The organism is Desulfofarcimen acetoxidans DSM 771, assembly GCF_000024205.1.
Lineage (GTDB): Bacteria > Bacillota > Desulfotomaculia > Desulfotomaculales > Desulfofarciminaceae > Desulfofarcimen > Desulfofarcimen acetoxidans.
This window is the reverse complement of sequence record NC_013216.1, coordinates 557,513-580,690: the sequence shown is the minus strand read 5'-3', so window position 1 is coordinate 580,690 and position 23,178 is coordinate 557,513. Positions and strand designations below refer to the sequence as shown.

Below are 23,178 nucleotides of genomic sequence, written 5' to 3'. Positions count from 1 at the left end.
AAAATCTACTGTGTAATAATAACCGTTTGTGTTGCTTCCTGCCAGGCTACTTGACAGCCAAAGGACTCAGCTACATAACGGGCCGGTAGAAAAACACGATCGTTTTTGATTACCGGCACAATATCCATTGGCGATAAAGCAACATTATTAACATATATGAGATTGCTGCCGACAGCCAGCTTGACAGTAATGCCATTATGGTTAAGTGTTATCGTTTGCTCTTCAGGCGACCACAAAATACCTGCCTCCGGTATAACTAAAGCCTGTGCCAGATAACGCAGCGGCACATAGGTTCGCCCATTCAGCAAAAAAGGCGCGACATCGGCTTCTTCCAAGCTGGTTTGCCCGTTCGCTTGAACTTCGTAATCATTTTCATCTACCCGAAATTTAATTTTTCGCACAGCAGGAACCTGATTTCCCAAACTTTTGTCCGCCAGCCGCTGGTAAATACATTTACCATAATATTCATCCGATAAAGCCATTAAAGCCTGATAAGTCGCTATCTCATTGGCTCCGCTGCCTTTTATATGAGCAAAGCTGCCGTTAGTTAACTGGTAATTAAGCATAGCCGCAACCGGATTGCCACCTGCATTATTCATTTCTTCAGCTGCCGGTTTAATCCCAACCGCTGTTAAGCCTTCTATAACCATACCGCAGGATTCGGCATTAGACGCTCCCCAGGAAGCAAAGCCACCGTCACTTTCCTGCACGCTTTTTAGGTATGCATATGCTTTTTTCACTGTTATGCTGTCTTCTCTCTCTCCCAAAGCACCCAGAGCCATTAAGGCCATACCGGTAGAATCGACATCCGATTTCTTGTCGCTGACACACCAGTTAAAACCGCCATCTTCATGCTGCTGGGAAATCAGCCACTCTTTTTGACGGGCGGCATCCTGACTGTCCGCCCCGGCGGCATGCAGGGCCAGCACTGCCCAGATGTGTGCATTGGCTAATACTTGTTCCCCACCGTCCCCCTGTCCGCTGCCGTCGATATTATCCGCAAACTTTCCGTCAGGAAGACAGGCAGACTGAATTTTCCCAATAAAATTCTGCCCCCGGTAATCATATGGATTCTCCCCGGCAGCCACTAAGGCAATAACCAGGAGGCCGTATTCAGCAGTAGCTTCCGATACGTTAAGCTGCTGCAGCAAAGCCTGCTCAACTTTAGTATTATCCAGGTTTTGCCCGGCCGCGGCCATAGCTGTGTAGCTCCACAAAGACAGAGGCCTATTTTGCTCTTTTTCATAATCCAACAGGTATTTCACCGCTTTGTCCATCGAAGGCTTTATATCAGCAGACTGCTGTGCCTGCGCCAGAGCGGGAAACACCAATAAAACAAACAAAATGACAGCAACGCAGCCGGAGTAACTTCTGAGCAACATAATTTTCCCCCCAACAAATTCAATAATATACTAACATCATTATTTTTTTAACAAAGCATCCCAATCGGGCATTGGAGCATCCATACTCTTACTGTACCACCAGATAACTTTATCTCCCGTTTTCACCTGTTTTTGGCTGGCGGAAACTCCCGGAACTTCACCGTTAACCATATACATCCAGCCTGACTGTCCTTTATTACGGCAACCGGCAATTTCCTCAACAAAACCTGAGAACCCGCTGGACACTTTATAAGGCAGGGAGGTAGCGTCCAAAGCACCCAACGCCGTGGTGTCCCATATATTTTTGGAGGTTACGGTAACGCTGCCAGGCGCATAGAGCAATTCCCCCTCCTTGCCAACTACAGCCATGCCAACAGTGCGGGAAATCTCCTGTGAACTGTCCGGCGCCGCAGCATTTTTATTTAACTGTCCGGCGCTATCTTTATTTTCGCTAAGCCCTGAATTGTTATTTTTATCAACAGGCTTTGTTTTAATATCTTTGTCCGTTGCTTCGCTTTCTTGAAACGGCATAGCATCACCTGTTTTTAGCTCCGCTTCTTGTTTTGCCTCTGTTTTTTGCTCTCCGGCTTTTGACGCATCGCTAGCCGGCAGCGACTTGCTTTCACCCGTCTGGGTGGTTGTGTTATTTTTGAATTGTGCAGCAATCTGGTTTCTGCTGAATTTATTTGCATAAATAGACGGGCCCAGAATAGCTGCTAAAATCACCAGTGTTAGTGTAATATAGATTATTTTCTTTTTCAGAATCCCCACTCCTCATCACAAACCAACTAAGCCGGTTATAAAGAAGTCTAAACACAAATAATTTTTATTTAATCCGTTGCGGCATGAAACATGCCGCAACACATATTAATATTCATTCAACATCCTAAAGATTATAACCGCACACTCATCCCGGCCGGCAGCAACATCAGGACGAAAAGTTCCATCAGGAAAACCTTTTATGAGACCTTTTGATGAAGCTGTGAACACACTGTCTCTGGCCCAGGAGTTAATCTTATCTATGTCGGCAAACCACATTTTTTCCTGGTCAGACTCAAGTTTCATTGCGCGCACCAGAATTACCGCCAGTTCTTCACGGCTAACAGTGTTGCCCGGCCGGAAAGTGCCGTCTTCATAGCCGGTAATCAAACCGGCTGCCTGAGCTGCCCCAACCGCCCCCGCGTACCAATCATCGGCTTGAACATCCTTCAGAGAGATAGCAGAGCTTTGATCTGTGGATATGCCTAAGGCTTTAACCAATAAACTGGTCAATTCTGCCCTGGTCACCTTTCTTGACGGTTCAAAGTGTGTAGCATCTATACCGTCAACAATTCCGGCCCCGGCCAGATTTTCTATATAATCTTTAGCCCAACTAGAAGAAGTTTCGTTTACATCAGCAAAGGTCTTCAAAGACTCGCGGGCAAAAACCGCATATTGTCCTAAATGCCGCAGCTTGGTCAGGACTAAACCTTTATCCAAATCCACAACAGCAGGGACAGATACCCACTTGCCGGCAACTTTATCGTAATAGGCCAAAACCAGTCTATCCGGCTTAACCAAAGGAGGCATAACCAGCTTAAAGGTTAATGTCGCCGGCATAGTAAAAACAGTATCTTTGGGACCAAAATCGTAAATTGCTGACACCTGACGAAAACCTGACGGTGCGGCAGTTTCCTGCTGATTGCCGGCAGCTGCTTCCTTAACGTTTATTTCCATATCCTTATTAAGTGACTTAGCCGGAATAACCAGAGCCAGTTCCTCTTTGGCATCCAACAGGACAGCTCCACTGTCCGCTTCAACTTTTTGTGTTAACTGTACCTCATTCTGATCCAGTTCCTTTTTTAATGTTTTGAGCAAAGCCAGATTTAAAGGCTGCCTGCTGCCTACTACAATTACATTATTAATCTCGTCGTCCTGAACCGATGCATCCAATGTATTTTCTTTTTCAATGTCTTGAGGATTAAGCAGCAGGGCTATCTGCTCCAGCGCTGCCAGAGCCTTTTCCGAAACCTGCAATGCATCTGGAAGTTCTTTATTTTGCTCAATGAGGCTAGTTGATGAAGCAGCTGCCGACTGATTGCCCCCGGCACCTGCAGATCCTTTTAAGAGACTGTCCCAACTAGGTCCTGATGAATTCATATCCGTACTATACCACCAGATTACCCTATCCCCCTCTTTAACCACTTTATCAGAAGCAGTAGTCATAGGCACAACCCCGTTAACACTGTACATCCACCCGTTCATGCCGCTGTTAGCCAGCCCATCAATGCTCTTAACAAAACTGCTGTCGCCTACATAGCTCAAACCTGTGGCATGGAGTGCGCCCATAGCAGTAATACCCCATTTTGAAGTTTTATCCAGGATAACACTGCCCGGTCTGTAAATAATTTCGTCGTCCTTTCCCACTATCGCGATATTAACACTGCACCGGTTCTCAGACGAGCCGCCTCCTGGACCGTCTCCGCCAGGGTTACCGGTACCGTCCTGAATTAAATATGCATAAAGTGCTTCAGTGGCTCCAAAAACATTTTTAGATGCGCCAAAGCTGCCATCGGCATTCATTGTGTTATTCATCAGATAAGATACCGGAGTAAATTTTTTGCCATCAACAGTTTTTGTCCATTCAGCACCTTGTGGATCTATATTCAATCTATTTAAAGTTATGATTAGCTCAGAATTATCTACAGCAGGGTCATCATCTTTTGCGCTAACGCTGCCGTCATCCCGCTGAAGGGTTTTCAGATAATTCAGACCTTTATTTATTGCTGCCTGAACATCTGCCTCACCGGCTTCCGGCAGATAGCTGAGCGACCGGATAGCCTGTGCTGTGGAAAGGAAATCAGGGTAGTATTGATCAAAGATTTCTCCCCAGGAACCGGAAGTATCCTGCTTAGATAAAATATACGTTTTAGCATCGCCGGTGTTAAGCCCGTCAAGCTTTCCGGCTTCACCAAGGGCTAAATAAGCCCACATATCGCTGTATACGCTGTTTTCAAAAGAACCTTTACCCGGATCCTCTGCTTTTTGCCGGTCTGCCAAAAGTCTAATCAGCCTGTCCAGGCGTCCGGCGTCACCCCATTTGTTCACTGCCTTTATGCACTGAGTTATAGTTTTCGTCCGGGAATTTTTCACCCATTTTGAAGCAGTCCCTGTATACTGGTCAAAAGTATATCCCAGTGACTTGAGTGCCAGCAGTGTTTCAGCAGAGGAAAAGGTGCTGTCACCTTCTATACGGACTATGGCCGCCGTGTCAGCATCTTGCACGTCGTTAAGATAGGTAAGACCACCCTGTATAGTCTTATAAACATCGCTGCCTTCGTTCTTCGCCTCAGAAAAATAACTGAGTGCCGTAATAACCTGGGCAGTGGTATCAGACTCTTCAAAACCGCTTGTGTACTGTGAGCCCCAGGCTACACCGGCGTCTTGACCCCAGGAGTTCTTATGAATTTCTTTCAAATTATCAATAAAATTAAATGCCTTTGTCTGGTCAATATTACTGATTGCTCCAGCTTTTCCGAGAGCATTCAGAACCATAATATGGTCAAACATATTTGTCCCGAAACTGCCGTCACCATTTTGTTTGGCTGTAATCGCACCGGCCAGAACATCAATGTCGGTTGAAGCTTTGTCAACAGCATAAAGAGCCGTAAGTTCTTTGGACAGATACACAGCGTCCTGTACAGATGAATCCTTTTTAATGGACCGCGCCGTACTATTGGCAGAAAGCATTATGCTGTCTTTGAGGGATACACCATTATAGACCCAACCGCCCACTGACAGGTCCTCCCCCGATTTTGCCAGTGCCTCAACACAGCGGTAATCGAAACTCCAACCGTTTACATCATAGGTCATGCCGCCGTTTTGATATTTTGTCTTAAAAAAGTTTACAGCATTATCAATGGCACTCTGCACCTGATTGTAAACATCGCTGCCGACAGTAATGTCTTCTTTAACTGTCGACAAAGCCTGCAGCGGCACCTTTGTCCCATATTCATTGGCATAAGGGCCGAAACTGCCGTCATTATTCTGGGTTAAGCAAACATAATTTATTAAATTAACATTATTTCCCATTAAGTCGGCTAAGTTTTCGATTTCACTTCTTAAACTAGTGCCGTTTATGCTCCATTTCTCACTTGACAAATCCTGCCCGGCCATAGCCAGCACATAAGCGGTATAGCCATCAATTTTCTCTCCCGCCTTATACTTATCGTTAATAAAATCAACTGCTTTTGCCGCCATTTCAGCAGAAGTATATACAGCCTCTTGCCCGTTTGCTGACTGGCTGGTTAATCCGGAAAACTGAATAATGTTCAGGATAAAAAATATCATTACTGATAACGTTATGAATTGTAATTTTGTGTTTTTTCTCCTCATTATCTAATATCCACCTTTCCCATAACAAGTTCGCAACATCTTTAATTATCTCTAAAATTAGCAATATTTAATAAAACAAATAATTTTAAACTTAATTGCAACCAATACAAAAATAAAAATCCCGATCCACAAGTGAATCGGGATTTTATGGCGATGCCGGCAAAAATGGCATAAACATTAAAAACCACCTCCTATCACACGTAGATATGTGGCAATAAAGAACAAGGCAGTTTTCCTGGCTTAGGATCATCGTAAACCTCACGTCTTCCCGGGAATATCCTGTCCCAGTGACATAGTGTGAGGCTCCTACCCATTACAGTGGCGGGACCGCGCCGGACTCGCACCGGCTTCTCTTTTAAGCTTTATCATTCAGATAAAGCTCCCTGCTCCGGTTATGAATTTATATTCCTAATTATTTTTTGATTATTCATAATATCACGTTATGGCTGTGTTGTATATACCATAAAAAGATCATTTGTCAGAAGAGCATATTTGATTTAATAATATAGATTCTCGACATAGATTATCCGGAAGTATGGACACAATATTTGATTTATGATATAACTTTACCATGAATTAAATCACTCAATCAGTCTAATGCCAGTTGCCTTTTAGGAAAGGCACAGGGAACCAGGTGAGAATCCTGGACGGTCCGGCCACTGTAAATGGGCAGCCAACTCCCGATAAGCCACTGGGAATATTCCCGGGAAGGCGGAGTATGGCGCTATTTCCCATAAGTCAGGAGACCTGGCTGGCATTATCCAAAACGCTTTCCGGGGAAAAGTGTGCGGTCTTAGATTTCTGTATTCATCAGACGCTAAAACCTTAGCACCCCTCGGGAGAGCTAAGGTTTTTGTTTTTAATTTGGAAAACAGGTGCCCCTTCCCGAGGGACAGGGGTTAAAAGGGAAGCCGGTGCGAGTCCGGCGCGGTCCCGCCACTGTAACGGTGAGCTGCCTTACAAAAGGAAAAGGGAACAATCCATTTGGAACCGGCAAAATTGCTTGCCACTTATTCTGAAAAGGAATGTTCCAATCTTATGTCACTGGGTATTGACCTGGGAAGGCGTAAGGCAGCAATGACCCGGAGCCAGGAAACCTGCCTGTTTTCCCCAACGTTAGGCCTTGCGTGGATAAGGGGGTGTTGGACTTGTATCTAATAATATCAATACTTCCTCCTTAGAATCTGAATAAACTGACTGACTTACTAACTAACATTCAGAAGGAGGATCTATTTATGAAACGGGCCATTAGTTTGAGCAGCGTAATACTTGTATTATTTTTACTGATGGGGTGCAGCAATACAGGCAAACAAAATCCTACCGCACAAAACACTAACCCGGAAACCGAGAAAAAAGCCATTTTGATCGTTAGCTTCGGAACCACTTATGAAGATACCCGCAAGCTTACAATTGAAGCGGTGGAGAACAGAGCTAAAGAAGAATTTAAAGGCTGGGATGTTAGACGAGCTTTCAGTTCCCATACGATTATTAAAGTCTTGAAAGAACGCGATGGAATTGAGGTAGATACACCGGAGCAAGCCTTACAAAAATTAAAAAATGACGGCTATACTACTGTTGTGGTGCAAATGTTGAATATAATTCCAGGCGTGGAATACGATTACATTAAAAAAGTGGTAGACCAATACAAAAACGACAATTCTTTTAAAAAGATCTCGTGCGGTCTTCCCCTCTTGTACTATATGGGACAAGAAAACGAGCCAAATGATTTTATCACTGCACTGGAAGCACTAAAAACACAATTACCGTCTTCAATGAAAAACGATGAAGCGCTTCTCGTGCTGGCACACGGAACGCCTCATCCGGCCAATGCCTATTATACAGTACTGCAGCACACAATAAACGAGCTGGGCTTTAAAAACACCTATGTATATACGGTGGAAGGAACGCCGACGCTGGAGGAAGTAATTCCGCAATTAAAAGCTAATAATATCAAAAAAATTACTTTGATTCCGTTTATGCTTGTAGCCGGCGACCATGCCAATAACGACATGGCAGGTGAAGAGAAAGATTCGCATACGAGCCAGCTGAAAGCCGAAGGTTTTGCAGTGGATAGCTATCTTCACGGTCTTGGCGAAAATAAGGAGATTCAAAACATTTACATGAATCGTATAAAACAAGCGATGAATGAACTTAATTCAAAGCCTGCCGGTGAAGAAAAATAGAATTATTTATACATCCCTTGATTATGCAAGTATCCGAAATCTCAATTAATTGAGATGTGAATTTATATATTAATATAATTATCAAGTAAGTGAAAGGTCAAAATGCAGCATGAATTAATTCTGTCTCACAGAAAAAAAGAAAAACGAAGATTTCTGGTGCTGATTATACTGGTTATTTTCCTGGTCACCGGCTGCCTTATCTTTACCGGCCTGGGCGTTATCAAAATACCCCCTTGGGAGATAACCAGAATCATTTTTTCTCTTTTGTCGGCTGACAGCAAGACAGTTGCCGGCTTGGACGATATTCACCGGGCAGTAATACTGGATATCAGGTTGCCCAGAATATTATCGGCTGTTCTGGTGGGAGCCGGGCTGGCTACTGCCGGGGCAGTCCTACAAGGTCTCCTGGTAAACCCTCTGGCTGATCCCTATACCCTCGGTGTATCCACCGGCGCGGCTTTCGGGGCTGCGCTGGCCATATTTTTCGGCATTTTCCTTCCCGGAAGTTTAGCTATGCTGACCGTGCCCCTTTTTGCTTTTGCAGGGGCTATTGTTGCTCTGGGAGCCGTGTACAGCCTCGCCCTGGTTAACGGCACACTGGCAGTAACCAACCTGATCCTCTCGGGGGTTATTGTCAGCGCCATACTGTCCGCAGCTGTCAGCTTCTTAAAAAGCATGGCCGGCGAAGGAGTCGGGTCGATTGTATTCTGGCTGATGGGGAGCTTTGCTTCCAGGGGCTGGCATCATGTATTATTGTGCCTGCCCCCTGTCGCAGCCGGATTACTAATCTGTTATTATTACGCAGATGATCTGAACATCTTGAGTCTGGGAGTCAGCTCCGCCAGGCAACTGGGTATTGATGACGGAAAGGTCATTACTATTCTCCTGATTACTTCTTCCATGATTACCGCGGCCTGTGTTTCGATTTCCGGAATAATCGGCTTTGTAGGGTTAATCGTCCCTCACCTGATGCGCATGATTGTGGGGCCGGATCACAGAATACTGATCCCCGCATCAGCGCTGGGAGGGGCGCTTCTTCTTAGCGGAGCGGATACCATCGCCAGAAACCTGCTGACTGCGGAGATTCCGGTGGGTGTTCTGACCACCCTGCTGGGTGGCCCGTTTTTCTGTTATATTTTTAAAATTAAAACAAAAAAACAAATGTATTAGGAGGAACTTTGAAACAAGGGGTTCTGATAAAAACTGACAGCCTGACCCTGTGTTATGGAAAGTACACCGCACTTCAGGAAGTCAGCCTTGATATTCGTGAGGGAGGTTTTTACGGCATTCTCGGGCCTAACGGCAGCGGCAAAACAACCTTGATCAATATTATGTGTGGTGTGCTGAAGCCTTCCTCCGGCCATATCACCTGGAACGGCAAGGAATTGAGTTCCTGCAGCCGCCGGCACATAGCCCGCAGTTTCGCCGTCGTGCCACAAAACTGCTCAATTAACTTTCCCTTTTCTGTGCTGGAAGTTGTAATGATGGGGCGAAAACCTCATCTGGGACGCATGGGCAGGCTTTCTCACAAAGACCTGGAGATTGTATACAATTGTATGGAACATTGCAGTGTTTTAGAACACGCACAAAAAGCCATTACCAGCTTAAGCGGCGGAGAGAGACAACGGGTGCTCCTGGCCCGTGCTCTGGCTCAAACCCCACAAGTATTGTTCCTGGACGAAGCTACATCTAATCTGGATATTTCCCACAAATTGGAGTTGCTTAAACTAATTAAGAAACTAAATACGGAAAAGGCAGTTACGGTAATCGCCGTACTGCATGATTTAAACTTTGCCGGCATGTTTTGCGAATATTTAGTATACATGGATAAAGGCCGAGTGATTTGCGAGGGTCCGGCAAACCTTGTTTTTAACGAAGAAATGATAAATAAGGTTTTCCATGTTCAGGTAGAAATAAAGAAACATGCGGTTACCGGCAAGTATAATCTGACACTGCTTCCCGATCTGGAATAAAAGGAGAAGTATCATGAATAAGCAATCCAAAATTATTTCTGTTTTTCTAGTAATCTTCATAATTACCATACTGGCCGGATGCGCCCAAACCAAGCCCGCGTCAACACCCGACAATATTATGGTGGTAGACGATTTGGGTAAGGAAGTAAAGCTAAAAGAACCGGCGAAGAGAATTATATCACTTTACACCGGGCATACGGAAAACCTTTATTCTCTGGGGCTAAATGATGAAATTATTGGGGTTTCCGACAGCGAGTCCTTCCCGCCCTCTGCTCTGAAAAAACAGTCCTTCAGCTACCGGGAAGACGCTGAAAAGCTCATTGCAGCCAAGCCGGACCTGGTGCTTATCAGAACTTTTATTGCCAACAATTATCCGGATTTTGTAAATAAATTGGAAACCGCGGGTATTCCCGTTGCGGTCCTGTACCCGGAGAATGTTGATCAATTTCTTCAGTACCTGAAAAAACTAGGCAAACTAACAGGAAAGGAAAAAGAAGCCGGCGAACTGGTAGATCAATTTAACAGCCAATTAAAGAAAATTGGGGACGTGGTGGCCAAAATACCCCAGCAAGAGCGAAAGAAAGTGTTCTTTGAGACAACTAAGGACATAACAACCTGCACTCCGGACTCAATCGCCGCTTTTATTTTGGAAAAGGCCGGGGCCATTAATGTGGCGATTGATGCTAAAGCGGTGAGACCGGGCAGCACCATTGCCTCATATGGTCAGGAAAGGCTTCTGGCCAAAGCTAGGGACATTGATGTATACCTTGTGCAAAAAGGTGAAATGAACAAGACCAGAGAAGAAGAAATATATCTGCGACCCGGTTACCAGGCCATCAAGGCAATACAAAACCACCAGGTTTTCTTGGTGCCAGAGGCACTGGTATCACGTCCCACCATGCGGTTATTGGATGGTATCGCAGAAATTGGGCGAGTTTTATATCCGGATTACTTTAAGACTGTTTAAAACAAAAAATATTTCTACATGGAGGACATTATGCAAGGTACATTTTACGGTGTTGGAGTTGGACCGGGAGAACCAGAATTGATTACACTTAAGGCAGTGAAAATACTTCGGGAGGCAGATGTGGTCATTGCCCCCCGCACCGAGAAAAAGAAAGGCAGCACTGCCCTCTTTATCGCTCGCTCCTTTATCCGGCAAGACGCTCATATATTGGAGCTGGTCTTTCCTATGGTTTTCGATCCGGATGTTTTGGCCGCCGCTTGGGAACACAATAAGAACATCATTATATCTTTTCTCAATGAAGGAAAAAATGTAGCCTTTCTCACTCTTGGCGATCCCATGTTATACAGCACTTATTTTTATATTTTCAAACTATTAAATGGCAAGGGCTTAAAAATAGAAACTATACCAGGTGTACCTTCCTTTTGCGCGGCTGCCAGTCGTCTGGGTATTCCTCTGGCCGAGGACAATGACGTCCTCAGTATTGTCCCTGCCACGCTGGCAGATGAAAAAATAGAGAAGGTGCTTTCCTGTTCTGATAGTATCGTAATGATGAGAGTATATAAAAATTATGATCAAATCGTCGGTCATCTTAACCGCCATGGACTTTCTGAGAAGGCAGTAATGATTAGCAGATGCGGGTTTGCGGATGAAGAAATCACATGCAATTTAAATGGCAGCAAAGATAAAAAACCCAATTATCTGTCCACCATTCTGGCCAGAAAGCATTCAGCAATGGATTGCAATTATGATTAAACTTGAAAATGTCAGCAAAAATTATAAACAAACGGTTTCAGTAAATAAGCTTAATCTGCATATTAAAACCGGCGAATTCTTCGGCTTGCTCGGTCCTAACGGAGCCGGCAAAACAACTACTGTCAGGATGCTTACAGCTTTAACCATGCCCACAGAGGGCAGCATTGTTGTAAACGGATGCCGTGCTCACCGCAACGATACCCGTTTTAAGGCAGAAGTGGGTCTGGTACCTCAACACATCAACCTTGAACCGGAACTGACCGTGGTGGAAAATTTGCGCCTGCACGCCATGCTTTACAGCATTCCACAGGAACAGGCCAGGATAAGAATTGAGGAACTGCTGGCTTTTACCGGCCTCGAAGAAAAGGCCGGAACACTGGTTAACACTCTGTCTGGCGGAACAAAGCGAAAAGTATTGATTGCACGGGCATTAATGCACAAACCCAGGATTCTCCTTCTTGACGAGCCAACAGTAGGTCTCGACGTATTTATAAGGCGGAAAGTCTGGGATTTGATTAAAAGCTTAAACAGCAGAGGAATTACTATCTTACTGACTACCCACTATCTGGAGGAGGCAGAGACTCTCTGCAATAGGATTGGACTGCTGAAAAAAGGCGAATTAATCATGGACGGCTCACCGGAAGAGCTAAAAAAAGTGGTGGGACCGGTAGTTGTGGAAGAATTCCGAGACGAACGGACAATCCTTCACTTTTTTGCTTCCCGCCAGGAAGCGCTGGAGCATGCAGGAGCGTTACGCGACGAGTTCACCATACGCCAGACAAAGCTGGAAGATGTTTTCGTAAAACTTACTGAAGAAAGAGTGAGCACCTGATGTCCGGATTGAGAGCCGTGCTTTGGAGAGAGTATCTTTTTTTTAAACGCCGCTGGTGGACTATTACCACCGGTTCAATGGTAGCACCTTTGCTGTACATGGTAGCCTTCGGCTGGGGCCTGGGCAAAACAGTTAACCTGGGAGGGGTGGCCTACATCGACTTTATCGTACCTGGAATAGTGGCGCTAAGTACAATGAACGTCAGTTTCAACGCCGTGGCCACTCCTCTTTCCATTGCCCGCCTCTACGATAAGACACTGGAGGAATATCTTGTCGCGCCTATCACTGTCTATTCCTTTGCGGCAGGTAAAATTCTGGCGGGAGCGCTCAGGGGATTGTATGCCGCAGCTATTTTACTGGTCATATCCTGGTTTTTCCGGGCAGACCTTATCTTCAATCTCTGGTTTGTTCTTCTTTTGTGCTTGAACTGCCTGGTCTTCTCAAGCCTGGGATTTCTGGTGGCTCTGAAAATCAAATCTCATCCGGACATGACCAGGTTTAATAATTTTGTCATAACCCCGATGACTTTTGTCTGCGGCACTTTTTTTTCGGTAGACAGGGTACCCTTTCCTTTTTCACAGATTATAAAATTATTACCACTGACCCCGGCCAGCCACGGACTTCGATCGGTCGCACTGGGAACTGATCTGCCGTGGACTGAACCGGCAATTCAAATATTCTATTTAGCTCTTTTTGTTATATGGGGAATTAAGACCTGCCTCAAAGTGGAATAGTTTAATCTATTACAACACCAGAAGCAAATGGGAATAGGAATTGGCACCCATTTGCTTTATTTTTTACAAACCCTGCCTTTACAATTTCGGATAAAGAAATGAGTAAGGGCTTTCTATGTCTGATGTAAACATACAAAAGCACGCCTATAAGCAGGGCGTGCTTTTGTATGTTTACATTTTTCTTACTGGCAACACTTACCTGAATCTTTATGGCTATGACCTCCGGTGCAGCAACCTTCATGACTGTGGTCATGCTCATGCTCATGGCCATGACTATGGCTGTGCTCGTGAGAATGTGTGGTGCCGTCACTGTGAGTATGAGTGTGGGAATGGGGCTGGCAACAACTGTTTGACTTAGTTTCATTACAACACATGCTAAATACCTCCTTTATATTATTGTTAAAATAGACTAGTCTATTTTACATGCTGCAGTATATTATTGCCCACTAAGGTTTGTAATTAACATACAAATTTCAAAACAATGATTTCTATATTTTTGGAAGTATAGAAATAACGGGCAAAAATAAAATTCTTATTCTTTACGATCCGTTTCTTACTTATGCTGGTGTGAATCACCTTGTCCCGGTTGACAAGAACTAAAAAAGCTAAGAACTTTTGACCAATTAGCAAAATTGACCGAGCAATAAAGGAAATTGCCTTCCCTGCTAATATCTATTAGACCAGCATTTTTCAGTTCTTTAATATGGTGTGATATGGTTGACGGCGCAAGCTGTACTTTCTTTCCCAGCTCTCCGATACAACAGTTTCCTTTGTTATGCTGCCCACAACAACTTTCACTGCCTAAACCAAGATGCAAACCCTCTCTGTGCAGCAACTCATGAAAGATTATAAGACGATTTTTGTTAGACAGCGCTTTGAAAATAATAGCCAAGTTTTCCATAGATATTTCCACAGCAACCTTCTTCGATTATTCTAGAACTATAATACTATCTTTTAATTAATTTGTCAACACTATTGAGTTATTTTCCAAACAGGCAGTCTATTTCCAACAACCAGAGAGAACGTTAAAATGAATAATCATATTACTACAATTTCTGTTATAGAATACAGTAGATTCCATGCAAAAATAAATATCTCGCGCTTAAACGACAATTAAGTGAAATTTTTTTTAAACTTATGAAGGAATTCGTAAAATTATAGAGAATCATTTTTTATAGCAGCAGCAAGAAGTTGTCTAGATTGCTTTGATTGTTTTAAGATTGAATATTTAAATAAATTTTTAACTATACCACGAAGGTATTGCCTACAAGTAGTAGGCTTACTTCGTGGTTTTTATATTTATGTAAAACAAGTTATTTTATCACAAAAAACAACAGTAATATTTTTTCACAAACTTTAATTTGAGTATTGGTCAGATTTTTAGAAGGTGGGTGAAATTGATTAAGTTGCTAAATACAAAATAAGGGTTGTAATAAAAAGAGGAGGGAAATTTTTAAAAGCTATGGATCAATTAAAAATGCTGAATAAGCACAGAACTTGGTTTAATGAAAAGGCAGCCGTGTGGGACAGCAATGTTCTAAAGGAAGAAAGGTGTCAAAAACTACATGAAATTATCAAAAATCTGGGTATTAAAGTTAACAGTGTGGTATTGGATGTAGGTACAGGTACCGGTGTATTGATTCCCTGGCTTAAGGAAGCTGTTGGTCTGACCGGAAAAATAATAGCGGTGGATTTCGCGGAGGAAATGCTTCAATTTGCAATAGCAAAAAATTTCGGATCAAGTGTAAATATTTTGAGTGCAGATGTGCACAACTTGCCTTTTGAAAATGATTATTTTGATGAAGTCGTGTGTAATTCGGCTTTTCCCCACTTTCACAATAAGCCTTTAGCTATGCAGGAAATGACCAGAGTGCTCAAGCCGGGAGGTAGGTTATCCATATGTCACCCTGCTCCCAGGGAAGAACTGAACAGCTTTCACCGAAATCTGGGCGGAGTGGTGGCAAATGATATGCTGCCGGCAGAGGAAGAGATGGTGTCGATAGCCAACCGTTCCGGATTAACAAACATTGAAATTAAAGACGGCCCACAAACATACCTGCTGACTGGAAGAAAAGCTAAATGAGAACAGCAAAATAACCAGATGAGGTTTTTTCCATCCTCGGAGTCAATGGCTCAGGCAAATCCACTTTGTTAAAGTGTCTAAACAAATTATTAAAGCCGCTGCAGAGAATATACACAATATGCCTTTTGTAATTCCATTATGAGATTTAACATAATCAATAAACTGCTTTTTTATCAGCAGCAATTAAGCATTATTTGCACTCAAGAAAGTTTATACAATTTAATTACGCTATCTGAAGGTAGCGAAGTAATTAAGCTTTTTATCGAATTTAATTCTTAATGATCAATTCATATCGTTTAAACTAACCACGAAGGTTAATATCTGTGCTTACAGGTATTAACCCTCGTGGTTTTGTATTTTTAGGGGTACAGATTATTGATTATGCTTCATTTTTTATACTAAAATTAGTACCCCAATTAAATACCGTAAGGAAAAATGCTTTATGCATTACGGTTAAGGAGGTGAATGTTATTCAAACAGATAATAAGCTTATACTGGCAACCCCCAAAAACATCTTCTCAAATTTAATTCTGAGCTTTGACTTTCTCTAACACTAATCTGACTATATTTCAAAAACAATATTTGGAGAATAAGGGTAGAAAATAAGATGGCTTGGAAAGGGGGGTTCTTCTTGACTTATTGTAGGAAGATTTCTCGCATAATATTATTATTTTTATTATGCACAGTACTTTTTCATAGTAATTCTCAAGCACTTGCCGGTGAGCCTGAAAAAAAAATAGTAAGAGATGTAACCGGGAAAACAATACTGGTACCTGAAATACCCAAGCGCATTATTTCACTGCAAGATGACGCTTCGGAATTGATTTATGCTCTGGGTGCGGCGGATCAACTCATTGGGGTTAATGAAAACTGTACCTCCCAATTTTTTTTGCAGGATAGGGAAAAGATACCTGCAATAACTGTCTCCAATATCAGTAAGATCACGGCATTAAAGGCTGATTTAGTAATAGCTGATCCGGCAGCTGAAAAAGATTCTTTACAATTATTAAAAAAGAAAGGCATACCTGTTTTTTTATTTGATTGCAATAAAACTGAGGAATTAAGTAAAAACATAAAATTACTGGGTATTGCGCTGGGCAAAGAAACAGCAGCCGAGGAGTATACCGATATAAACGATAAATATATTTCTCTGATTAAAACCCGCACTAAGAATTTATCGGCTAATGAAAGACCCAGAGTATACCTGGAAGCTGATAATGATTATATTACTCTCAATCTTAATGATGATAAATCTAAGCTGGTTCAGTTAGCCGGAGGCTTAAATATCGCTTCTGAAAAAAGATTTAAAACAATGTCATTTGTAGATAATAAATGGATCATAGCAAAAAATCCCTCAATAATTATTAAATATGTTGATAATGTGTCTAATAGCGGTTTCTCTGAAACCATGCTAAAAAATAAAAAAGAGGGCATGCTTGCCAGAACCAACTGGAAAAATATAGAGGCTGTAAAAAATGATAAAATTTATTTGCTTACCTGTGATATTTGTCGTGGACCAAGATATGCTATCGGTCTTGCCTATATGGCCAAATGGCTGCATCCCGAGCTTTTCTCAGATTTGGATCCGGATGCGTTTTATCAGGAAATAAATCAAAATTTTTATGGCCAGCAACTGAATTTGGCATCTGTATATCCTTATAATGAAATAGAAGTACAGGAGCAATCTCAAATACCGGCAAATGTAAAATAAATATAATAAAAACAAAAAATATCCTATTTTAAAATTGGGGAGCGATGTATTTTGAGATATAAGGTTTTGATTCTATTTGCCTTTTACATGCTTTTTAGCTTGTCGATAGGAAACCAATCCGCATTCGCCAGTACGGTTAATAAAGTATTAAATGTACCAACTATTAAATCGGCCACTACAACAAGCTTGGGCACCCTGATGATTAAGGAAGAATATCCCATGACATTAAAAAAAGGTGATATTTTATGTGTTAATTTACCCAGTTATATAGCAATGAAACAAGTCCACATAGATTTTTTCTATGATTACGATGTCACAACTGTTAATTCTGCTGTTTACAGTTTAAGTGCAAACGATTTTAAGAATATGACTTGTTTTAGTGACAATGATAACATACTCAGTATGCAGGTAGAAAATGAACAGAACTTTACTTTGAAAATAAACAAAATCCCTGAAAATTCTACCGCTAAAACTTTTCGCTTCTATATTTACTTTGACAGCGTGACATGCAAGATAAAAGCAACTGATGGTGATGAGACAAAAGTTATTCTGGACGGAAGCGGCGGTTTTAGTTCCGATACTCAAACAATTGCTAAAGTATATGCTTACGGAAACGGCACTACCGCAAGCGCTATTTCTTCAGAGACTCTCACCGATCTGGGAGGAGAAACCGGCACCATTGTAATTAAAGAGAACGGACCTGGTGCTCTGGAGATAAACACTGACACATCTGATCCGGATAACTGCAAAGAACAAAAAACAGTAAAGCTGGTTTTATCTGCCGGAGTAAGTTGGACAAGCGCTAATATTATAGCGACAGGTGGTTTTACAAATTCAGATATCGGTTACCTGATAGATGTGGATAGCAGCGGTCGCAGTGTTTTGTACTTGCAAATTAATAACAAAACAACAGATGCGACCGGATCGGGACGTATAACGTTAACAGGAGAGGTGGACGTAGACAGCAGTATAGCCCAGCCGGGGGAAATATATGCATATTACGAAGGAAGTAATCCCGGAGTTAGCACTGCTACTCTGACTGTTGCAACTTTTAAAATGCCGGGCTGTAAAGTCGGCAACTCTACTCCTACGGAGGTAATTGCGGGCCACAAAGATCAGGCTATCGGTGACATTATTATCATGCAAGGCTTAACCGGTGATCTGACTTCGGGACGCACAGTAACTTTTACTCTACCGGAAGGTGTAAAGTGGCGCAGTTACCCGACAAACAACGCTAAGATGCTGGATCAGGCCACACCGGTAGGCAGTGATGGACGTACAATCAAATATACTGTTCCTTTTCCCCAACCGGGCAGCAGCAGTTGTATCTTAAGAAACGGCAGTGTTGATCTGGCCTTTGATGCTCCTTCTCAAATAGAAATAACCGTAGGTGGTTCAGTATTTTCAACTGAAGGCAAAACAATAGTGGCTAATGTAATAACACCGATTAAATTAACTGCTTCAGAAACTGATATATTTGTCGGCAAGCAGAAACAAGCGGTGGGAGATCTGATTATCAATGAAACCGTGGCAGGAACCTTGCGCGCACTGGACAGAAATCAGAGTAGAGCGGTGTTGGAAATTATGCTGCCGCCCGGTGTAACATTTAATAAAGACAATCCCCCTGTGGTTAAAGTAACGGATGGCGATTTAGTATTATTTACAGATCAGGTTGGCTTAGATTCTGAAAACCAGAGAACTTTATTAATTCCTGTAAGCAAATCCAGCAGTGTGTCCAGCACAATAGAAATTAGTAATGTTATTTTGGATGTAAACAGAATGGTTCCGGAAGGCAGCGTAAAAGTGGAAGTGGGCGGTACTGCTTTAACAGAAACCGACGATTTGTTTAACGGCTCACAAAATTTTTTAAAGGCAGTTATAGCGAATTGTCCTACCGCTGCGCCCCAGGAGATTAAAACCAAAGCTATATTTACTATTGACAGTAACAGTTATGAATTTAATGATAAAAAATATGACATGGATGTTGCCCCATATATAAAAAATGATCGCACATACGGTCCGGTACGTTATATCGCCTATGCTCTGGGACTAAATGAACAAGATGTGCAGTGGGATGCTTCATCTCAAACAGTTACATTAATGCATGGCGGACGGGTAGTGCAGATGAAAGCCGGCCAGCCTACTATGCTTGTGCAGGGCACGGAAATTTCCATTGACGCGGAACCTGAGATAATAGAGCCGGGCCGTTTAATGTTGCCTTACCGCTGGGCAGCATCAGCTCTAAATGGCAATATTACTTGGGATGCAGATAAAAAACAGGTAACTGTGCAGAACTACTAGTAGCTGGATATAGCAACAGTAGTTTAAGCATACAAGAAATTAGAATATTAGCTAATCTTTTAGTAGGGTAACTTAAAAGCTTTCTTTACCCTACTAAAAGACAACTTTTCTAAGATTTATAATCGGCAAATAAAATCACCCGCTCATCAAAATAATTTTACCGTCATACCATATCTCCAAAAAGTAACTGTCCTTCGTATAAACGCCTGTATAACTCACTTTGCCTATATACCTGCTCATGACAACCGGAGGCTGTGATGCTGCCTCCCTCCAAAACAAATATCCGGTCCGCCAGTTCCAATAAAACAAACCTGTGAGCTATGATGATTCCGGTACGGCCTTCGAGCAAACGTATCAGTGCTTGTTTGATATTGGCTTCTGTTCGACTATCCAGGCTGGAGGTTGCTTCATCCAACACCAGAATAAGAGGGTCAGCCAGAAATACCCGCACCAGAGCTATTATCTGCACCTGCCCGCCGGAAAGACGCTCACCCCGTCGTCCCACGTCTGTTTGATAGCCCGCCGGCAGTTGTTCTATTATATCGTGGACCCCCAGTGCCTTTGCCGCTTCAATAACCATTTCATCCGTTGCTGACGGGTTACCATAACGTATATTTTCCATTACTGTGGTCGAAAACAAAAACGGATCCTGCTGGACAACTGCCAAAACTTTACGCAACTGATCAGCGGCAATTTGCCGTATATCCACACCATCAATAAGAATCTGCCCTTCTTGAACCTCATAAAGACGGGCTAAAAGGCTTAAAATTGTTGTTTTGCCTGCTCCGGTATGTCCAACCAGGGCCACTGTGGTACCTGATTCAATATGCATATTTATGTTTTGCAGCACAGGACGATCTTTGACATAGGCAAAACTAACCTGACAGAACTCAACTTCTCCCCGAAATCCGGCTGACGGAAGACTGGTAACGGCAGGTTCTGCTATAACAGCTTTTATCTTTAAATATTCATATATCCTGTCCAGTGAAGCTGCTGCGGATTGAAACAAATTGAAACTCTGACTGATTTCGCGCAGGGGACGATAAAATCTCTCCACATACTGTAAAAAAGCTACCAACAATCCAACACTGACGGCTTTACCAACAACCAGTTGTCCACCATGCCATAAAATCAGAGCAGTGCCAATACTACCGACAAAGCTAATCATGGGAAAAAATAGGGAAAAAATGCTCATAGCCCGCATGTTAGCCCTCATATTATTTTGGTTTAGTGCTTCAAATTTCTCAATATTAATTTCTTTCCGAGACATCGACTGAACAACCCTGATAGCTGTAATGTTTTCCTGAAGTTCTGAGTTAATATCCGCTATTTTTACCCGTACATCTTGAAATGCCTTCCGCATTTTTCCGCCCCAAAATGAAATAAAAAAATAAATGAGGGGAATTGTTGTAAAAGTCAATAAAGCAAGGGATGTGTTGAGAAGCAGCATCATCCCCACAATAGCTATGATAACCAATACATCCCCAACGAAATCTACCAACCCTGTAGAGATCAGATCTGACAGAGTATTCACATCGTGAATCAGCCTGGACATAATTTCACCTGGTGAACGATATTCAAAAAAGTCAAGAGACAAGCTTTCCACATGTGCCAGCAAATCCTGGCGTATGCCAAAAACAACTTTTTCACCAACAGCGCCGGCCAGATAGGACTGCCAGAATGTTCCCACCCATAAAGCGACGTTAACAGCAATGTAGAGCAGAGTTATTACGGTAAGGCCGGTTAAATCCCGGCTGGCAATATACCTGTCAATGCCTTTCATAAGCAAATAAGGTCCGGCAATCGTACAGGCAGTAACAAGCAAGGTTGCGGCAATAGCACCATACAAACTTAATTGGTGAGGTTCTAAATATTTCCAGAAAAAATGCAGCGCTCCGGCATCCATCTGAGAAAAACGATAATTCTTCTCACCCTTGGAGGAATATCTCCGAAATAAACCTTCTCCTCTCACTTTGCCTGACTCCCTCCTCCAAAATCAAAGTTATCAGGAAGCTTTTTGTTCTGCAAAAACAAATCATAGAACCTACTGTAATTACCATCCAAGCGTAGAAGTTCTTGATGGCTGCCTGATTCAACTATCCTTCCTCCGGAAAGCACCAGAATTTTATCCGCGTTTTGTATCGTCCAAAGACGGTGAGCAATGATAATAACCGTTCTGTTCTTAATTACTTCATGGATTGCTTTATGTAAAGCTGCTTCTGTTTGTGCGTCCAGCTCGGAGGTTGCTTCATCTAAGATGAGAAGCCGGGGATTGGTAAGCAAAACCCTGGCAAATGCTATACGCTGTCTTTCACCGCCGGAAAGTGTCATTCCACGAGTGCCTACCGCAGTATCGTAACCCATGGGCAATGAAATAATAAAGTCATGAATCTGGGCCAACCTGGCGGCACGTTCAACTTCATCATTAGTGGCAGAAGGCTTGCCATAGGCAATATTTTCCCGTATGGTAGTATTAAAGATAAAAGTATCTTGAAGCACGATACCTAATTGCCGGCGTAAACTTTCCAGCGTAACTCTTTTTAAATCGTGACCGTCAATTTTAATGCTGCCCCCAACCGGATCGTAAAACCTGTCTATAAGATGAATAAGGGTGGTTTTCCCTGCACCGGTCGGCCCTACCAGGGCAACCATCTGACCCGGCTCAACCGTAAGGTTTATCTCCTCAAGTATTTGGTTCTTGCCATCGTAGGAAAAACTAACATTTTCATAACAAACATGGCCCTTTACCGGAGGCAGCGGGTAAGCATCAGGCGCATCCTTTATGTCTGGTTCCCAGTTCAAAACCTCAAAAATTCGCTGGCCCGCAGCCAGCGAGCGGGCCACCACATTAACCATTCTTCCCGTCTGCCGGATAGGCCTAACCAGCATCCCCATATAAGTTATAAAACCTATTAATACACCGGTTGTAATACTTCCTTCTATGACTGCCCGTCCACCGCTCCACATGGCAACAGCAATGCCCAAGGTAGTTAGAAATTGCACGTAAGGCTGCCACAAGGAAGATATTTTTAAGACACTCATAGTGGTTAACAAATATTCTCTGTTTTGCTGCTCAAATTTTTCTAATTCATATGCTTCGCTGCCGGTTAACTTAACCAGGCCTATCCCTGTTAAACTTTCTTCCAGTATATTTGTCATTTTCCCTAACTGCCGGTGAAGCCGGGAAAAAGCAGGCTGCACTTTTCCGGCGTGAGTATTGATACCGTGCACTACAGCCGGTGTTATCAATAAAAAGGCCAGTCCCAGCTGCCAGTTCCAATAGAATAAGACTATAATAATGCCTAAAATGGTCAGGCTATTGGTTACAATATTAATAGCTGCAAAACCAAAAAAGTTATTCAGAATATTTGTATCCACAGTAAGCCGGGACATAATATCACCGGTACGGGCACTGTCGTAAAAGGAAAAAGATAATTGATTCAAATGACGGTACAGTTTGTTGCGTAAGTCCAATAAAGAACTCTGGCCCATGTATTCAGCCAGGTAACGGGCAGCAAAAGTACAACCGGTCTGCAATAAAGAAAAAACAATTATCGCCATTGCCGCCATCCACAATAAATGAACTCTACCAGTTAGAATCAGATTGTCCACAGCATAACGTATTATCCAAGGCGAGGCCAGGCCTGAAACTGCTGACAGGATAATCAGAAATCCTGTCAGTAAAAGCAGTACGGGCGAAGGTCGGGCTAACTTCCATAGTTTGTATAACACTATTAAACCCTCCAATTTTCTGATAGCATGCAACAACAGTAATTTAGTTGCACCTGCCGCCACAGATGTTTCAATTTGTGATTTTTTAATATTTTAATTATTGATGCGTCATGCATCACAATACTGATCACACATTTCCTGCTGCCAAAAATC

17 protein-coding genes, 1 pseudogene and 3 riboswitches are annotated in these 23,178 nt (G+C 42.7%); of the genes and pseudogenes, 11 read left to right on the top strand and 7 right to left on the bottom strand.

Annotated features, from left to right (window positions below):
* Positions 1-5: 5 nt before the first annotated feature.
* The 3 genes from DTOX_RS02760 to DTOX_RS02750 form a co-directional block, all read right to left on the bottom strand.
* Positions 6-1,382 (bottom strand): stalk domain-containing protein, encoded by a 1,377-nt coding sequence (locus DTOX_RS02760; RefSeq protein ID WP_015756200.1) that lies wholly within the window; start codon positions 1,380-1,382, stop codon positions 6-8.
* A 39-nt stretch (positions 1,383-1,421) separates the two neighbouring features.
* Entirely contained in the window at positions 1,422-2,153 is a 732-nt protein-coding gene (locus DTOX_RS02755) for a DUF4430 domain-containing protein (protein WP_015756199.1), read from the bottom strand.
* 96 nt (positions 2,154-2,249) lie between these two features.
* Positions 2,250-5,756, bottom strand: coding sequence for an S-layer homology domain-containing protein (locus DTOX_RS02750; RefSeq protein WP_015756198.1), 3,507 nt, complete (start codon positions 5,754-5,756; stop codon positions 2,250-2,252).
* A 208-nt stretch (positions 5,757-5,964) separates the two neighbouring features.
* Positions 5,965-6,157, bottom strand: a riboswitch (cobalamin riboswitch).
* A 184-nt stretch (positions 6,158-6,341) separates the two neighbouring features.
* A riboswitch (cobalamin riboswitch) is annotated at positions 6,342-6,525 on the top strand.
* An 87-nt stretch (positions 6,526-6,612) separates the two neighbouring features.
* A riboswitch (cobalamin riboswitch) is annotated at positions 6,613-6,875 on the top strand.
* Positions 6,876-6,991: 116 nt separating this feature from the next.
* Between DTOX_RS02750 and DTOX_RS02740 the strand changes: the two genes are divergently transcribed.
* The 7 genes from DTOX_RS02740 (at position 6,992) to DTOX_RS02710 (ending at position 13,198) form a co-directional block, all read left to right on the top strand.
* A complete protein-coding gene (locus DTOX_RS02740; protein WP_015756197.1) occupies positions 6,992-7,939 on the top strand; it encodes a sirohydrochlorin cobaltochelatase in 948 nt (315 codons plus the stop codon).
* Positions 7,940-8,041: 102 nt separating this feature from the next.
* Positions 8,042-9,109 (top strand): FecCD family ABC transporter permease, encoded by a 1,068-nt coding sequence (locus tag DTOX_RS02735; RefSeq protein WP_015756196.1) that lies wholly within the window; start codon positions 8,042-8,044, stop codon positions 9,107-9,109.
* Positions 9,110-9,117: 8 nt separating this feature from the next.
* The gene (locus DTOX_RS02730) at positions 9,118-9,912 is read left to right on the top strand and encodes an ABC transporter ATP-binding protein (RefSeq protein ID WP_015756195.1); all 795 of its coding nucleotides are present in this window, start codon (positions 9,118-9,120) and stop codon (positions 9,910-9,912) included.
* A 13-nt stretch (positions 9,913-9,925) separates the two neighbouring features.
* Entirely contained in the window at positions 9,926-10,879 is a 954-nt protein-coding gene (locus DTOX_RS02725) for an ABC transporter substrate-binding protein (protein ID WP_015756194.1), read from the top strand.
* 30 nt (positions 10,880-10,909) lie between these two features.
* The gene (gene cobI, locus DTOX_RS02720; protein WP_015756193.1) at positions 10,910-11,632 is read left to right on the top strand and encodes a precorrin-2 C(20)-methyltransferase; all 723 of its coding nucleotides are present in this window, start codon (positions 10,910-10,912) and stop codon (positions 11,630-11,632) included.
* The gene (locus DTOX_RS02715) at positions 11,625-12,464 is read left to right on the top strand and encodes an ABC transporter ATP-binding protein (protein ID WP_015756192.1); all 840 of its coding nucleotides are present in this window, start codon (positions 11,625-11,627) and stop codon (positions 12,462-12,464) included. The genes cobI and DTOX_RS02715 overlap by 8 nt, the downstream gene beginning before the upstream one ends.
* Positions 12,464-13,198: an ABC transporter permease gene (locus tag DTOX_RS02710; protein WP_015756191.1), complete on the top strand. Its 735-nt coding sequence runs from the start codon at positions 12,464-12,466 to the stop codon at positions 13,196-13,198. The genes DTOX_RS02715 and DTOX_RS02710 overlap by 1 nt, the downstream gene beginning before the upstream one ends.
* A gap of 1 nt (position 13,199) precedes the next feature.
* Here DTOX_RS02710 and DTOX_RS22790 read toward each other — a convergent pair whose 3' ends face one another.
* A complete protein-coding gene (locus DTOX_RS22790; protein WP_042315317.1) occupies positions 13,200-13,562 on the bottom strand; it encodes a hypothetical protein in 363 nt (120 codons plus the stop codon).
* A gap of 189 nt (positions 13,563-13,751) precedes the next feature.
* Positions 13,752-14,111, bottom strand: coding sequence for an ArsR/SmtB family transcription factor (locus DTOX_RS02700; protein ID WP_015756189.1), 360 nt, complete (start codon positions 14,109-14,111; stop codon positions 13,752-13,754).
* A 549-nt stretch (positions 14,112-14,660) separates the two neighbouring features.
* Here DTOX_RS02700 and DTOX_RS02695 point away from each other — a divergent pair.
* The 4 genes and pseudogenes from DTOX_RS02695 (at position 14,661) to DTOX_RS02680 (ending at position 19,293) form a co-directional block, all read left to right on the top strand.
* Positions 14,661-15,281 carry a class I SAM-dependent methyltransferase gene (locus DTOX_RS02695; protein WP_242652536.1) on the top strand — a complete coding sequence of 207 codons (621 nt, stop codon included), beginning with the start codon at positions 14,661-14,663 and terminating at the stop codon, positions 15,279-15,281.
* Positions 15,282-15,310: 29 nt separating this feature from the next.
* Positions 15,311-15,412: pseudogene (locus DTOX_RS21935) on the top strand (ATP-binding cassette domain-containing protein); the annotation flags it as partial.
* A gap of 500 nt (positions 15,413-15,912) precedes the next feature.
* A complete protein-coding gene (locus DTOX_RS02685) occupies positions 15,913-16,992 on the top strand; it encodes an ABC transporter substrate-binding protein (RefSeq protein WP_015756186.1) in 1,080 nt (359 codons plus the stop codon).
* Positions 16,993-17,043: 51 nt separating this feature from the next.
* Positions 17,044-19,293, top strand: a complete 2,250-nt coding sequence (locus DTOX_RS02680) for a copper amine oxidase N-terminal domain-containing protein (RefSeq protein ID WP_015756185.1) — start codon at positions 17,044-17,046, stop codon at positions 19,291-19,293.
* A gap of 163 nt (positions 19,294-19,456) precedes the next feature.
* On the opposite strand, the gene DTOX_RS02675 is transcribed toward DTOX_RS02680, so the two are convergent.
* Together DTOX_RS02675 and DTOX_RS02670 are read right to left on the bottom strand one after the other, a co-directional pair.
* Positions 19,457-21,265, bottom strand: coding sequence for an ABC transporter ATP-binding protein (locus DTOX_RS02675; RefSeq protein ID WP_015756184.1), 1,809 nt, complete (start codon positions 21,263-21,265; stop codon positions 19,457-19,459).
* Positions 21,262-23,025: an ABC transporter ATP-binding protein gene (locus tag DTOX_RS02670; RefSeq protein ID WP_015756183.1), complete on the bottom strand. Its 1,764-nt coding sequence runs from the start codon at positions 23,023-23,025 to the stop codon at positions 21,262-21,264. The genes DTOX_RS02675 and DTOX_RS02670 overlap by 4 nt, the downstream gene beginning before the upstream one ends.
* Between the last annotated feature and the right edge of the window lie 153 nt (positions 23,026-23,178).

What these genes read in the sequence shown, in the direction of transcription:
- DTOX_RS02740 (WP_015756197.1), top strand. Translation starts at nt 6,992, where the DNA reads ATGAAACGGGCCATTAGTTTGAGCAGCGTAATACTTGTATTATTTTTA.
- DTOX_RS02735 (WP_015756196.1), top strand. Translation starts at nt 8,042, where the DNA reads ATGCAGCATGAATTAATTCTGTCTCACAGAAAAAAAGAAAAACGAAGA.
- DTOX_RS02715 (WP_015756192.1), top strand. Translation starts at nt 11,625, where the DNA reads ATGATTAAACTTGAAAATGTCAGCAAAAATTATAAACAAACGGTTTCA.
- DTOX_RS02710 (WP_015756191.1), top strand. Translation starts at nt 12,464, where the DNA reads ATGTCCGGATTGAGAGCCGTGCTTTGGAGAGAGTATCTTTTTTTTAAA.
- DTOX_RS02725 (WP_015756194.1), top strand. Translation starts at nt 9,926, where the DNA reads ATGAATAAGCAATCCAAAATTATTTCTGTTTTTCTAGTAATCTTCATA.
- DTOX_RS22790 (WP_042315317.1), bottom strand. Translation starts at nt 13,562, where the DNA reads ATGAAACTAAGTCAAACAGTTGTTGCCAGCCCCATTCCCACACTCATA.
- DTOX_RS02760 (WP_015756200.1), bottom strand. Translation starts at nt 1,382, where the DNA reads ATGTTGCTCAGAAGTTACTCCGGCTGCGTTGCTGTCATTTTGTTTGTT.
- cobI (WP_015756193.1), top strand. Translation starts at nt 10,910, where the DNA reads ATGCAAGGTACATTTTACGGTGTTGGAGTTGGACCGGGAGAACCAGAA.
- DTOX_RS02695 (WP_242652536.1), top strand. Translation starts at nt 14,661, where the DNA reads ATGGATCAATTAAAAATGCTGAATAAGCACAGAACTTGGTTTAATGAA.
- DTOX_RS02750 (WP_015756198.1), bottom strand. Translation starts at nt 5,756, where the DNA reads ATGAGGAGAAAAAACACAAAATTACAATTCATAACGTTATCAGTAATG.